Origin of the sequence: Parabacteroides caeci, assembly GCF_023656795.1 — a bacterium.
GTDB classification, from domain to species: Bacteria; Bacteroidota; Bacteroidia; order Bacteroidales; family Tannerellaceae; genus Parabacteroides; species Parabacteroides segnis.
Window position 1 is genome coordinate 118,795 of the sequence record NZ_JAMOKT010000006.1, and the last position, 14,880, is coordinate 133,674.

The 14,880-nt window shown below is 44.7% G+C and carries 7 protein-coding genes; 6 read left to right on the forward strand and 1 reads right to left on the reverse strand.

Annotated elements, in window-relative coordinates; translation table 11 throughout:
* The first annotated feature begins 100 nt into the window (after positions 1–100).
* The 4 genes from NBH15_RS04720 to NBH15_RS04735 all read left to right on the forward strand — a co-directional run bounded on the left by NBH15_RS04720 (position 101) and on the right by NBH15_RS04735 (position 5,208).
* A complete protein-coding gene (locus NBH15_RS04720; protein WP_186961919.1) occupies positions 101–1,621 on the forward strand; it encodes a DUF4301 family protein in 1,521 nt (506 codons plus the stop codon).
* A 221-nt stretch (positions 1,622–1,842) separates the two neighbouring features.
* Complete coding sequence (locus NBH15_RS04725) at positions 1,843–2,937, forward strand: PCMD domain-containing protein (RefSeq protein ID WP_250822114.1); 1,095 nt, start codon at positions 1,843–1,845, stop codon at positions 2,935–2,937.
* A 12-nt stretch (positions 2,938–2,949) separates the two neighbouring features.
* The gene (locus tag NBH15_RS04730; protein WP_250822115.1) at positions 2,950–3,735 is read left to right on the forward strand and encodes a porin family protein; all 786 of its coding nucleotides are present in this window, start codon (positions 2,950–2,952) and stop codon (positions 3,733–3,735) included.
* Between the two features lie 123 nt (positions 3,736–3,858).
* Positions 3,859–5,208 carry a Gfo/Idh/MocA family protein gene (locus tag NBH15_RS04735; RefSeq protein ID WP_128134133.1) on the forward strand — a complete coding sequence of 450 codons (1,350 nt, stop codon included), beginning with the start codon at positions 3,859–3,861 and terminating at the stop codon, positions 5,206–5,208.
* Positions 5,209–5,564: 356 nt separating this feature from the next.
* Here NBH15_RS04735 and NBH15_RS04740 read toward each other — a convergent pair whose 3' ends face one another.
* Complete coding sequence (locus tag NBH15_RS04740; RefSeq protein WP_250822116.1) at positions 5,565–9,533, reverse strand: hybrid sensor histidine kinase/response regulator transcription factor; 3,969 nt, start codon at positions 9,531–9,533, stop codon at positions 5,565–5,567.
* Positions 9,534–9,807: 274 nt separating this feature from the next.
* On the opposite strand from NBH15_RS04740, the gene NBH15_RS04745 reads away from it, so the two are divergent.
* Together NBH15_RS04745 and NBH15_RS04750 are read left to right on the forward strand one after the other, a co-directional pair.
* Positions 9,808–13,005 carry a SusC/RagA family TonB-linked outer membrane protein gene (locus NBH15_RS04745; protein ID WP_250822117.1) on the forward strand — a complete coding sequence of 1,066 codons (3,198 nt, stop codon included), beginning with the start codon at positions 9,808–9,810 and terminating at the stop codon, positions 13,003–13,005.
* Positions 13,006–13,017: 12 nt separating this feature from the next.
* Positions 13,018–14,880 (forward strand): RagB/SusD family nutrient uptake outer membrane protein, encoded by a 1,863-nt coding sequence (locus tag NBH15_RS04750; protein ID WP_250822118.1) that lies wholly within the window; start codon positions 13,018–13,020, stop codon positions 14,878–14,880.

Genomic DNA, 14,880 nt, shown 5'->3' on the forward strand with positions numbered 1-14,880 from the left:
TATCAATGCTATTCTAACAGTATTTTTATACATTTGCGAGAAGCATAGACGGAAAATGCTATGTCACAATGCGAAGAGTACTAATTTTAAAAGATATACTATGTTAAACGCAAACGATTTAAAGCAATTGGCTGATAAAGGAATCAGCGAACAGCAGATTGAAGAACAACTGGCCTGTTTCGTCAAAGGTTTCCCTTATCTGGAAATAGCCGCATCCGCATCAGTAGAAAAAGGTATAATGGTTGTATCGCAGGAGGACCAGGCAACTTATATGGATGCGTGGGATGCCTATCTTGCTAAAAATAAACGGATCCTGAAATTTGTACCTGCTTCGGGTGCTGCCAGCCGTATGTTTAAGAACCTGTACGAGTTTCTGTCAGCCTCTTACGATGTGCCGACCAGTGATTTTGAAAAGAAATTCTTTAGCGAGATTACCCGTTTCGCTTTTTATAATGCATTGAATGCCGTTTGCCTGGCAAACGAAGAAAAAGATATTCCGGCACTGATCGCTGCCGGCAATTATAAGGCGGTAGTTTTCAATTTGCTGGATGCCAAAGGTTTGAATTACGGACAGTTGCCTAAAGGTCTGTTGTTGTTTCACCGTGCAGGCGAAACGATCCGTACTGCCATGGAAGAACATCTGGCTGAAGGTGCCATGTATGCCAAGAACAATGCCGGTGAAGTAAATATCCATTTTACCGTATCTCCCGAACATAAGGCTTTGTTTGAACAGTTGGTATCAGAAAAGAAACAGGCATACGAAGAAAAGTTCTCGGTAGGCTATGATCTTTCCTTCAGTGTACAGAAGCCGAGTACGGATACGGTTGCCGCCGATATGGAAAACAATCCTTTCCGCGACAAGAATGGAAAATTGTTGTTCCGTCCGGGTGGTCATGGTGCTTTGATCGAGAATCTTAATGATATCGATGCCGATGTCGTTTTCGTAAAGAATATCGACAATGTCGTTCCCGACAGTTTCAAATGTTCGACTGTTATCTTTAAGAAAGTGATAGCCGGTGTGTTGGTTACTTTGCAGGAACGTATATTCAATTATCTGAATCTGATCGAAACAGGAAAATATTCACATGACCAGGTGGAAGAAATGATTCATTTCCTGCAGGATGACCTGTGTATCAAGAATCCGGATACGAAGTTGCTGGAAGATGCCGAACTGATTCTCTATATCAAGAGTAAACTGCTCCGTCCGTTGCGTGTTTGCGGTATGGTGAAGAATGTAGGCGAACCGGGCGGCGGTCCGTTCCTGGCACAGAATCCGGATGGCACTGTCTCTCCGCAGATTCTGGAAAGTTCGCAGATCGACCTGAAAGATCCGGCAAAGAAAGCGATGTTCGAACAAGGCACCCACTTCAATCCGGTTGACCTGGTATGTGCATTGAAGAATCATAAAGGAGAAAAATATAATCTGCCTGATTATGTAGATAAAAATACCGGTTTCATCTCTTACAAGAGTAAAGATGGTCGCGATTTGAAGGCATTGGAACTTCCCGGTTTGTGGAATGGTGCAATGAGCGACTGGAATACCGTATTTGTAGAAGTCCCTATCGAGACTTTCAATCCGGTAAAGACTGTCAACGACTTACTACGGTCCGAGCATCAATGATCGGATCGATACCATAGTTAGTATAAAGGGTTAAACATTCGAAAAGGCGGACTTGCGAGAGCCCGCCTTTTTATATAGTAAATAGGAAGAAAGTCTGGTCTTCTCCCATAAAATATGTAATAAAAACATAATATTGCAGACAAATTCGAAAAAGGGAAGTAAATTTGCAGTCGCTTTATGGAAAAAGTAATTATTGGATTATTCACTAAAAAAGAAACAAAATGAAGCTGACACGCTTATTAACCTGTCTTTTTTTAAGTATTATGGGAATGTCCTGTATCCAGGACGAGGCGCTGAATGCAGAAGCTGATATCCTGACCTGTACAGTACCAGCCGACATATTGCGTCGCGATCCTATTATTACAAATGATAAGATTACATTGATGGTTAAATCAAATACTGATTTATCGAAACAATCGCCCGAATTTACTTTGACACCGGGAGCCTCTATTTCACCGGCTAGCGGAACGACGCTTGATTTTAGCGAACCGCAGTATTACACTGTCGTTTCGGAAGATGGACAATGGAAGAAACGCTATGAGGTGAATTATGTGATAACCGGTATCGGTACACAATATAGTTTTGAACAGGTCAGACATGAAGGTAAAGCTGGCTATGATGTTTTCTATGAAACAGATGATAATGGAAACACTATAATGGATTGGGCAAGCGGTAACCCCGGATTTGCTCTGACAGATGTAAATGCCCCCCGTGATACCTTTCCGACACTTTCTTCAGATAAAGGCTATAAGGATAATTGTGTAAGATTAGTAACCCGCTCAACCGGTGACTTTGGAAGTCGGTTAGGTATGCCGATTGCTGCCGGAAACTTGTTTATGGGTACATTCGATATTCTCAGTGCCGTAACGAATGCCTTGAAAGCAACTAAATTCGGTATGCCGTTCGAGTATGTACCGACTTATCTGACCGGATATTATAAGTACAAGGCAGGACCGGATTTCTCTGAATCAGGAAAGATCGTTCCCGGTAAAAAAGATATGTTCGATATCTATGCGATCTTCTATGAGACGACCGATGATGTGAAGATGCTGGATGGAACTAACAAATTCAGCCATCCCAACTTGATCTCTGTCGCACGGATCGAAGATGCAAAAGAGACGGATGAATGGACACAGTTCTATCTGCCGTTTAATATGCGACCGGGTAAAACTATCGACCGGGATAAGTTGAAAGCTGGAAAATATAATGTGGCAATTGTATTTTCTTCCAGTATAGAAGGTGATTTGTTCAACGGAGCAGTTGGCAGTACATTATATATAGATGAAGTCGAACTGATCCATTCTGTGGAAGAATAAACATAAAACAGTATGAAAAAACAATTAATTATAAGTATCCTGGGTTTATTATTGCTGACTAGCCATAGTCTGTTTGCCCAGAAAGACCAGAATGTCGGTATCATCAATTCATATCTGATCGGGTTGGAATATGAGGTAAAAGCCGGATTCAGTATCGGAGGTACGTCTCCATTGCCATTGCCGAAAGAGATACGCTCCATCGACAGTTATAACCCGACATTGCAGATTGCCATCGAGGGGAATGTGACGAAATGGCTTAACTCGGCGCGCACCTGGGGGATTATGCTTGCTTTGCGCCTTGAAACGAAGGGTATGAAAACAGATGCCCGTGTCAAGAATTATAGTATGGAGATCATCGGTGACGGTGGTGAACGTATGAAAGGCTTTTGGACCGGACAGGTAAAGACAAAGGTAAATAACTCGTATCTGACTGTTCCTGTGCTGGCTGCCTGGCGGGTTTCTCCGCGTTGGAAGTTGAATGCCGGACCGTATGTTTCCTATCGGATGGAAGGTAATTTTACGGGCGATGTGTACGACGGCTATTTGCGTGAACTCGATCCGACCGGTAACAAAGTCGTATTTGAAGACGGTAAAAGTGCTCCTTACGATTTTTCCAAAGACCTGCGTCGTTTTGCATGGGGGCTACAGCTGGGAGGCGAATGGAAAGCCTTCAAACATTTGAATGTGTATGCAGACCTGACCTGGGGTATGAACGATATATTCAAGAAAGATTTTAATACGATTACTTTTGCCATGTATCCGATTTATCTGAATATGGGCTTCGGTTATGCATTTTAAGCTATAATACAATATCATATCAGCGGGAATATTTGATGAAATATTCCCGCTTTTTTTTATTTATTACAATAAATTCTATACATTTGCGGTATTGATTTTTTAAGACCAATATAATTTAATACCATGAAAGAGAACGAGAAGAAAGGAATTTCCCGAAGAAAATTCCTCGGCTTGTCTGCACTGGGACTAGCCAGTTTTACAATCCTTCCCAGCTGGTCGATCAATGGAGTGCGCATCGCACCGAGCGATCGGGTTGTTTTAGGCTTTATCGGGCTGGGGCAGCAAGGTTTATCCGATTTTACCAGTTTTTCCAATTGTCCGGGTGTGCAGGTTGCTGCCGGTTGCGATGTAGATTCCATGAAACGCGAACGTTTTGTGCGTAGAATTACGGCCTGGCAGAAGCAACAGGGCGTAGCGCCGCGTTGCGACAGCTATGAGTTTTATGAAGATATGTTGGAACGTAAGGACATCGATGCGATCGAGGTGGCAACTCCCGACCACTGGCATGCTTTGACTACCATTCATGCCTGTCAGGCGGGAAAAGATGTTTATTGCCAGAAACCGTTGGCTTATACAATTGCCGAAGGTCTGGCGATGGTAAAAGCCGTCCGCGATAACAAGCGGGTGCTGCAAGTGGGAAGCCAGCAACGTTCGAGCGAAGAGTTTCAGAAAGCGATCGAGTTGGTTCGTAATGGAGCGATCGGTCATGTAGAGAAAATATATGCCCGTGTCGGTGCACCTCCAAAACCGTTGGATCTGCCGGAAATGCCTGTGCCGGGAAATCTGAACTTCAATCAATGGATGGGACCGTTGAATGATCCGAAGGTACACTATCATCCGGATCTTTGTCCTCCGATCTCTCTCGATCCGGAGCAGAACGAACAGTTGTGGGGAGCCTGGCGTTGGTATCAGGAAACCGGTAATGGCTTTACGGCCGACTGGGGTGCCCATATGTTTGACATCGCTCAGGCTGCTATCGGTATGGACGGTTCCGGTCCGGTAGAATTTACTCCGGCAGGTTATAACGGACAGAAATATGCTTCCATGAAATATGCCAACGGTATTGTGATGACCGAACAACCCTATCGGGAAGATAATGAGAATGCTCAGGGTATCCAGTTTATCGGTGATAAAGGATGGCTGAAGGTAGCACGCGGTTATATCGAATGTTCGGATCCTTCCTTGTTGAAAGCCAAGAAGAAAGAAGTCGGTAAAGGGGAATATGAAGTAAGTTCGCCTCATATGCAGAATTTTATCGATTGCGTTCGTTCACGTGAGAATCCGATTGCTCCGGTAGAGGTAGGTTGCAGCACTAATACGCTTTGTTGTCTGGCAAATATTTCCCGCGAACTGAACCGTCCGGTAAAATGGAATCCGGCTACATTAAGTTTCGTCAATGATAAGGAAGCCGCTGCACATCGGTTGTACTGGTATCAGTATCGCAATCCTTATACATTGCCTTACTGGAAATAAATGGGGGGTAATTATAGAAAGATTTGAGCTATCTGCTAATTATAGGATGAACCAATTAGTGACGGTGCCTTCAGGCTGTAGGCCTGTAACAAACTAGCCCAGGGTTCTAACCCTGGGTTCCCTTGAATCCTTCTCTTTCTGAGGCACCCTGTAAGGGTGCGACAAGATGGAAATGGTTGATATTTATCTGTTTCGCCCTTACAGGGCGGAAAGATAGGAGCGGGTTTTTATAAACCCAGGGTTAGAACCCTGGGCTGGTTTGTTAAAGCCTTACAGGCTTACAGTGTCGTTGGTAAGGGCGGTTCGCGAACCGCCCTTACCAACGATGCTACATTCATATTTGTCAAATATCGAATCTAATCTTCTCTTTCGCTATCGCATTCTTTTGTTGTAGCCTTACTATTCCTGTATTGCGATGGCGGCATGCCTTTGAGCTGTTTGAACAGTGTGCTGAAATGGCGGGGATACTCGAATCCTACAGTTTCGGATATCTCTGTGATATTCATGGAAGAACCAACCAGTAGCTGGCAGGCTTTATCTATGCGGATCATATTGATATAATCGTTAACCCCCATATTGGTTAAGGCCTTCAGCTTGGCATAAAGCGGCGTACGGCTCATTCCCATCTGCGTGGTAAGGAACTTGACATCGAGTTCACGCGATGAAAGGTTGTCGTAAATCAGCTTGTTCAATTTTAGCATGAACTCTTCGTCCAGGTTGTTTGTCTGTGAAGGGGTTGCTTCCGGAGGAAGTAAATGGCTTTCTTTATATTTCTGCCTGATCGCTTCCCTGTTTTTTAGCTGGTTTCTGATGACTGCCAGTAATAATTCCATATCGAAAGGCTTTGCCAGATAAGCGTCCGCTCCCAGTTTGTATCCCATTGTCGTGCTATCCAGATCACCCCTGGCAGTTAAGAGTATAACAGGAATATGGCTGGTTGCCATATCTTCCTTTATCTTTTTACACAATTCATAACCGTTCATCTTCGGCATCATAATGTCGCTGACGATGATGTCCGGATGCTTCTGGTTAATTATTTCAATGGCCTCTTCTCCGTCGCCTGCCACATAGACATTTTTGAATGATTCCTGTAAGGATTCTTTTAGGAACGAACTTAATTCCTTCTTGTCTTCTACGATGATGATAGAATAATGGTTTGTAGAGAATGTCTCCGCTTCGGATGGTGTTTCAACCGGGAACCATACGTCTTGCCGGTTTTCTTTTTCTATGTTTTCATTCTCGGCATCGAGTGGCAGTTCAAAGAAGAAAGTGGCTCCGCAGTCTTCATTGTTCATGGCACCGATCGTTCCCTTATGCCTTTCTATCAGTACTTTGGAGAAAGAGAGTCCTATCCCGCTTCCCGACTGGTTGTGGTTACCCTGATAGTAGCGGGTAAAGAGTTTATTGGCATCGAGATTACCCAGACCGATTCCCTGGTCGGCTACGCTTACCCGGACTTTACCATCCAGTAATTCGCTGGATACGGTGATCGTCGTGTCCGAAGGGCTGAACTTCAGCGCATTCATTAATAGGTTCGATAAGACGGTCGTACATTTGGGACCGTCGAACGAAACTTGTCCGATATGTTCATCCAGTTGGTAGTCTATCCGGATATGGCGGGCTTCCAGTTCGCTTTCAAAATCTTTGGCGACGGAAAAGATCCATTCGTTCAGTTGATGGGGCGTTTTGTGCAACGTATTCTTCGCCTCCTTCAGGCTGCTCATATCCAATACCATATTGATGGTGTTCCGCATATCCAGCACCTGTTTGTATATGCCGGATAATTGTCCTTTCAGATTTTCCGGTTCATTCCAGCCGTTTTTGTCGAGTATCCTTTTCAGAGGTGCGTAAATCAGTGTTAGCGGGGTACGCAGTTCATGGCTGATGTTGATGAGAAAGCGTACCTTTTCCTCATTCATCTTATTGGTGTGCTCTTTCATCTGCCATTTCATTTTCCGGTTTCTGCGCCGCCTCGCTATGCGTTCGGACCAGAAAAGAAAGAGGATTAACAGGATGATGAAAATGACAAAGACGTAGGGGCGTTGATACCAGGGAGGTGTTACCGTGATATGAAGTACTTCGACCGGTTCGCTCCATTCTCCGCTTTTCGAGTTGCAGGACACCAGGATGGAGTAGTTGCCCGGAGCCAGCATACGCAGTGAAAGGACATGGTTGTATGTTTCGGTGTATTGTTGATCGGTTCCGTTAATCATATAACGGTATAGTTTGCTGCGGAACACATCTTTTTCCATCGAGATGACTTTTATTTCAATGGAGCTGTGCGTATGGGGAATCGTTATCCGGTTATGACCGTTTTCCAGCTGGTCGATACAGGAGTTTCCGTTCAGCAACACGTCCATCAGCCTGACTTCGGGCAGCGGCTCTTCTTTGGTCGGTATGTTTTTATTGATACGTAGCAATCCGGAGGCGCCACCCAGATAGATATAATCGGAGATGGACAAAACCTGGTATTTATAGATGAACTCATTCGTCGTATAACCGTCCGATTCTCCCCAGGAGGCGAAACGTTTCTTTTTGAGATCGTATGAGAATAACATATTGCGGGCACCGATCCAAAGACGTTCCTGTTCGTCCAGTAGCAAGGTAGAGACACTGTTGAACAGTTTGGTTTCAATCTTGGTGAATTCCTTTGTGTTAGAATCGAAATAACCGAAACCATACTCCGTTCCGATCCAGAAAATACCGTTCTTGTCGCGTGCTACCGCTTTGATCGCTTCATGTCCTCCGATGCTGAGGAGGATATGTAGCGTGTCGCTGCCGTGATATACTTCATACAGATTGTTGCTTTGGATGATAAAGGCCGATTTATCGTCGGCACAAACCATTTTCATCGGACCTACGGCCAGTTTCTTCCCGTCTATCTTCAGGAAAGAGAACTTTCCGGTCCGGAAACTATGGCTGACTGCATTTTTACCCAGAAAATAAGCCCATTCGTCGGTAACCCTATAAGCCAGTGAGGCATTTCCTCCATGAAACTGGTCGACTGTCGTGGCTTCGTCGATCAGATAGAAGGGGCGGTGGTAGTTTCCTGTTTCTTTATTAAAGAGATACATACCTTTGGTATATAAGGAAACGAGCAATTCAGAGTCTGAATAATCAGTAATGGATACGACTTTATCTCCGTAAGTGGATGGATAATGTTTGAAGGTATCGGTATAAGGATCGTATTGGTTGATACCGCCTCCGTCTGTCCCCAGCCACAAGCGTCCCCGTTTGTCTTCGTGGATACTGATGACTGATATATCGCTCAATCCGTTGGTATTGCTGCGCGGAACATCCGTATATGTTTTCATGAAAACTTCTTTGATACCGATCATACCGCCTCTGACTGTCCCTACCCAGATATTATCCTGTTTGTCTTTATAGATGCATTTGACGGAATTTACGGGGAGCGTGTTCCTGTCTCCCGGCGTATGGACAATGGCAGTGATATCGGATGTGTTTTCCATATCCATAATATTGATTCCTCCGCCATCAGTCGTTATCCAGAGTTTATTGTTTATTTCCAGAAAGTCAAGAACCAGATTATTATTCAATCTGGAATTTCCTGTATGGATATGGTAAAGCTCTTTCCCATCCGGGGCGTAACAAACGAAGCCTTTATTATAGGAAGAAAGATAAAGCCTTTTCTTGCTGTCCAGATAAACCGCATTCAAGTCTCCCGCCAGGATCGGATAATCGGTAGGGGTAATCTGATCGGTAACCGGGTTGTATTTGAGGATACCGTTCCTGCGTGAGATGAGCAAGACTTCGTCCTTGTCCCAGGGACGTATATAATAAGGTACGAAACCGGATGAATCTTTTTGAACGACCGGCCTTTTGCGAAAGGCCCGACTTTTGCCGTCATAGATATATAGTCCTTCATCCGCTGTGAAAAGGATGGAGCCGGAGAATGTATGGAATGAATTTGTTGTGATTATCTTATCTTCGAATTTGACAGGGCGGAATGAGTCGTTACTTTTATCGTATAAGGTTAATCCGTTATTGGTAGAAACCCAGATATTGTTCAATGAATCTTCCGCGATGAAATAGATCGTATTTCCCGGTAGGGAATAGGGGTTGTCTTTCTCATGGAAATAACTTTTCATATCGTAACGGTCGAAACAACTCAATCCGGAAGCCGTCCCGATCCAGATCAATCCTTTATTGTCTGCCAGGATACAATTCACTGTTGTTTGCGATAAACCTTTGTCCAGATTCAGCTGCTGGAAGAAATAGCTGGGAGGTGCTCCTTTTGTATATCCTATACAGAAGAAAAACAAAAACAGAAATTGTAATAATTTTATAATAGGGATGCTTCTCATCGTACTTTATTTCTAATAAGTGCAAATGTAATAAAACTGATCTAAAATAGAAAACATTCAGTGTAAACAGAACTTTGGGATGGTTTTTGACATGAAAAGTACGATTATTGACATCGGTATGTGCCGGAAAGTGCAACTTTGCCTTTGCAAATATTAACTAAACAGAGCGTGCTTATGAAATAGGGTTAATTCGATGTTATTGGATATAGGTGAATTTGGAAAAACTTACCTGTCTTGAGAATTAAATTATGTTGTTTACTAAATTTATTGTTTTATGAAAAAATCTTTTCTAACATTCTTACTGATGTTGTTTTGCTTGGCAGGTTTTGCTCAGCAGACAGTAACGGGGGTTATCCTCGAAGAGGCAACCTCCGAACCTTTGGCCGGAGCAGCTGTTCAGGTGAAAGATTCACAGAACGGTACGATTGCCGATGCCGATGGTCGTTTTTCTATCTCGGTATCACCCGGACAAACATTATTAATATCTTATATTGGTCTGATCCCTCAGGAAATCCTGATAAAGGAAGGCATGAAAGATTTGACAATTAAAATGCTTAGTGATGCGGTTGATATTAATGAAGTAGTCGTTGTCGGTTATGGCGTACAGAAGAAAGTGAATCTGACCGGTTCCGTATCTTCCGTTAAGGGAGATGTGCTGGAACGTCGTCCTGTTGCCGATGCCGTACAGAGTTTGCAAGGGATGGTTCCGGGTTTGCTGGTAAGCAATTCCGATGGTGGCCGTCCGGGTGGAGCCGGTACTTTGACATTACGCGGACAAGGTAACCTGGATAATAATGCGGCCCCTTACGTCTTAGTCGATGGTGTGGAAATGAGCCTCACCGATGTAAACCCCAGTGATATTGAAAATATATCCGTATTAAAGGATGCGGCTGCTTGTGCCATCTACGGTGCACGTGCCGCTTACGGTGTGATTCTTGTCACGACAAAGAAGGGGGAAGAAGGTAAAATGCGTATCAACTACCAGGGTACGGTAGGTTGGAGTACGCCGACTGTTCTGCCGGATATGGTCAATTCGTATGATTTTGCACAGTACTGGAATGCAGGTGTAACCAATGCCGGTTCTCCGCGTTTGTACAGCGATGAGAAACTAGCTTTGTTACAGCAGTATATTAATGATCCGAGTAGTGTCGATCCGTGGTTCGAACTGCCTGCCAATTCCAATATGAACCCGGCTTTCGAAAACTCGGAGTCTGGTGTCGGTAATGTGAATTATTTTGATTTGCATTATAAGAACTGGGCGTTTAAACAGAATCATAATATCAGCCTGAGCGGTGGTGGTAAGGCTGCACAATATTATATTTCAGGTGGTTACTATTCGGAAGACGGAATCCTCCGTTATGCCGATATGGATTATAAACGGTACAATTTTGCAGCCAATGTTACTTCGCAGCTGACTAGCTGGATGAAGTTGAAAGTGAATACCAAATTTATGCATTCCGACCAGAATACTCCGTTTGGTGACGGTGGTATCAGCGAAGGTTTCTATCATTCACTGGCTCGTTTCCGTCCTACAGTTTCTCCGGTCGACCCGAACGGCCATTTCACGGAACTGACAATGATCCCTTATCTGCAGAGCGGAACCTATACAAATACACAGCGTGATAATATGAATATCACTGCCGGGTTGGATATTCAACCTGTTAAGAACTGGTTTATATTCTTCGACTATACCTATAAATTAGGTAATAAAGAATATGAAGCGCTGAATGTCAGCCCGCTTATTTATGGTGCCGACGGTGTCAGTACTTCAAAAGGTGTTCGCTCGGAATTAGGTATGTCTCCCGACGGTAAATTTACCCGCAGCTATGACCGTACACGTTATCAGTCGATCAATTTGTACACAAATTACCTTTTCAGCTTGGCTGAAAAGCACAACTTTACAGTGATGGCAGGTTTTCAGGAAGAAGATTATGAGTTCAGTCTGATGAAGAACTCCATTACCGGCCTGTATTCGACCAGCAATCCGAATGTCGGTATGGGAACCGGCGACAAGACTGTCATCGATACCCGTAACGGTTGGGCTACCCGCGGTTTCTTCGGACGTATCAATTATGATTATGACGGACGTTATCTGGTTGAACTGAACGGACGTTACGACGGTTCTTCCCGTTTTGCTTCCGGCAACCGTTGGGGATTCTTCCCTTCCGTCTCTTTGGGATGGAACATTACCCGCGAACAATTCATGAGCTCTGTGACTGATGTACTGTCAAACCTGAAACTGCGTGCTTCCTATGGTTTGCTGGGTAACCAGGCCGGTGCCGCCTTATATACTTTTGCCGCAACAATGGAATTGAATAATAAGTTGGGCAATTATATTTTCTCTGACGGACGTCATATCTTTACACGGGCTCCGGGTGTTGTGAATCCGACTACTACCTGGGAAAAGGTGGAAAGTAAGAATATCGGTCTCGACTTTGGATTCTTAGGAAACTCTTTGACCGGTACACTCGATGTTTTCCAGCGTGATACAAAGGATATGTTAGGTCCCGGCGTCGACTTCCCGGATATCTTCGGAGCAGATGCCCCTAAGACCAATAATGCACGGATGAGAAACCGCGGTTGGGAGCTTGCCCTGAATTATCGCGGACAGATAGGTAGTGATATTCAGTATACGATCGGTGGTTCATTGTCGGATGCAACTTCAGAAGTAACGGAATATGCGAACCCGACCGGAACGAATCCGAAAGAAAACTGGTATACCGGTAAAAAGGTCGGTGAGATCTGGGGATATCGTGCCGATGGTCTGATCCAGACACAGGAAGAAGCAGATGCTTATAATGAAAAGTATGACCTGTCATTTATCAGTGGTAAGCCCTGGACTCCGGGTGATGTGAAATATCGCGACCTGAATAATGATAATAAGATCAATAACGGGACCAATACGTTGAATGATATGGGAGATATGACAGTGATCGGTAATACGACCCCGCGCTATCAGTACACAGTTAACGGTTCTATCAGTTGGAAAGGCATCAGCCTGAGCATGATGTTCCAAGGAGTTGGCAAACGTGATTGGGATCCGGGAACAGGTGCTTACTTCTGGGGAAGCGGTCCCTATGCACAGGTAACTGTGTTTAAGGAACATCTGGATTTCTGGAGTGAATCGAATCCGGGTGCTTATTATCCGAAGCCTTATATCCATACGGCAGGCGGCGTTACTCCGTTCAGCAACAAAACAATGACTACCAGCGACCGGTATATTCAGAGTGGCGCTTATTGCCGCCTGAAGAACCTGACAGTCAGCTACGATCTTCCTGCAATCTGGACGAATAAGGTCGGTATGCAGAAAGTTCAGGTATTCTTCTCTGGTGAAAACCTGCTGACCTTTACGAAGTTGAAGGGAATGTTTGATCCGGAAGCGATCTACACAAAGAATGACTACACCAGTGAGGGTGGTAAGAACTATCCGATGAATCGTGTAGTATCCGTGGGTTTGGTTGTTAACTTATAATTTGAAGATCTTATGAAAAAAAGAAATATATTTTTAGGCATGATCCTGGCTTTCAGCCTTACATCCTGCTTCGATATGGATAAAATGCCGGAAGGCGTACTTTCGACTGCGCAGCCTTTCAGCAGTACAGGTGAAATGAGAAATTATCTGGACCAGTTTTACCAGACAGGAAATCCGAAATATGGAGATGATAAAATAAAAGTAAGTTTTGGTGACGGTTTGCGTGTACATGATTTTGGTGCCGGTGGCGGAAGTGGCATTGCCGGTTATGACACGCATAGTGATAATATGTCGGCCAGTTCGGTAAGTTCCCGTCTGGCTGGTGAAACCACATTGAGCGGTGCTTCCAAGCTGACTAATTATACGGCTATCCGTAATTTGAACTTTTTACTGTGTAATCTGGGCAATTGCGTGGAACAAGGTTCTCCCGATTATAACCAGTATGTCGGTGAGGCCTATTATTTCCGTGCGTGGTATTATTACAAAATGTTTGTGGACTATGGACCATTGACCTGGGTGAGTACCCCGCTTGACCCGAATGAGGAAGAGATGCGGTTACCCCGCGACAGTCGTACCGTTGTAGCGGATAGCATTCTGGCAGATCTGGATAAAGCTATTTCTTATCTGGGAGAACAGAACAACAGTGCTTCCATGCGTGTCCATAAAGATGTGGCCCGTGCCCTGAAGAGCGATGTGGCTCTCTTTGAAGGAACCTGGGAGAAATATCATAAGGCAAAAGGCGATAAGTTCTTTGACCCTGCTGTCACGGACGAAAAAATAAAGAATTATTTCACTGTTGCAGCCAATGCGGCGAAAGAAGTCATGGATCGTGGTGTATGGAGAATCTATACAACGGGAAATATGCAGGATGATTATCGTAAGATGTTCCAGACAACAGACCTGTCCGGTAACCCGGAAGTCCTTTGGTTTAAGATGTATGACGGCGACCAGGTTGGTAACAATGTGAACCGTTACCTGAACCAGGGCGGCGGCGGTGTCGGTGTCACAGCTTCGCTGATAGATGATTACCTGACAATAGACGGTAAACCTTTTGTCGGTTCTGCACGTACGGAAGCAAAGAAAGTGTTTGGAAACGAACTGTTGTCTGGTGTCCGTGACCCGCGTCTGGCACAGACAATCTGTACGCCGGGACAGCAATTGCGTCCGGATGATACGCCTCCTTATTATGTGGTTCCGCCGCTGATCGGTTCGTCTGCCTATAACCAGAATATGACTGGGTATTCACTGTTGAAATATGTGCAAATAGACTACACAGGTAGTCTGGATGCCGAATTCAAAGGAGCAACCCCGGCAATCCAGTTCCGCTACGCCGATATCCTGTTAAATTATGCCGAAGCGTTAGCCGAGTTGGACGGAGCGGCCAATTCTCAGAAAATAATTGTAGCTTTGCAACCGTTACGTGACCGTGTTGGCATGCCTGCCGTAGATTTTGATCGGGAGTATAATCAGGAGGCTGATTATCCGTTCCGTCATCTGGATAAATATATTCAGGCTGTCCGCCGTGAACGTCGTATCGAGAAAGCCTGTGAAGGCCGTCGTCTGGAAGATATTCTTCGTTGGGCTGCTGCCGAAGAACTGATCGTTGGCAAATGGCCGAAAGGTGCCTTATTTACAGGAAGTAACCTGGAAAACCATCCCGCATTTGGCGGTAAGTTGGTTTACGACCAGGCTTCCGGAAACAATCTCTTCCTGACAGGTAAACCGGGTGACGCACTTCGTTACGTTGTGCCCAGCAATCCGGCAGGTTATGAACAGGGATGGCGGTTTAATGTAGGCCGCGACTATTTGTTGCCTATTCAACCTCGTATGTTGTCTTTGACAGGAGGTAAATGGGAACAGAACCCGGGATGGTAA

Excerpts from the sequence above, each read along its gene's own strand:
- NBH15_RS04720 (WP_186961919.1), top strand. The coding sequence starts at position 101 with ATGTTAAACGCAAACGATTTAAAGCAATTGGCTGATAAAGGAATCAGC.
- NBH15_RS04725 (WP_250822114.1), top strand. The coding sequence starts at position 1,843 with ATGAAGCTGACACGCTTATTAACCTGTCTTTTTTTAAGTATTATGGGA.
- NBH15_RS04730 (WP_250822115.1), top strand. The coding sequence starts at position 2,950 with ATGAAAAAACAATTAATTATAAGTATCCTGGGTTTATTATTGCTGACT.
- NBH15_RS04735 (WP_128134133.1), top strand. The coding sequence starts at position 3,859 with ATGAAAGAGAACGAGAAGAAAGGAATTTCCCGAAGAAAATTCCTCGGC.
- NBH15_RS04740 (WP_250822116.1), bottom strand. The coding sequence starts at position 9,533 with ATGAGAAGCATCCCTATTATAAAATTATTACAATTTCTGTTTTTGTTT.
- NBH15_RS04745 (WP_250822117.1), top strand. The coding sequence starts at position 9,808 with ATGAAAAAATCTTTTCTAACATTCTTACTGATGTTGTTTTGCTTGGCA.
- NBH15_RS04750 (WP_250822118.1), top strand. The coding sequence starts at position 13,018 with ATGAAAAAAAGAAATATATTTTTAGGCATGATCCTGGCTTTCAGCCTT.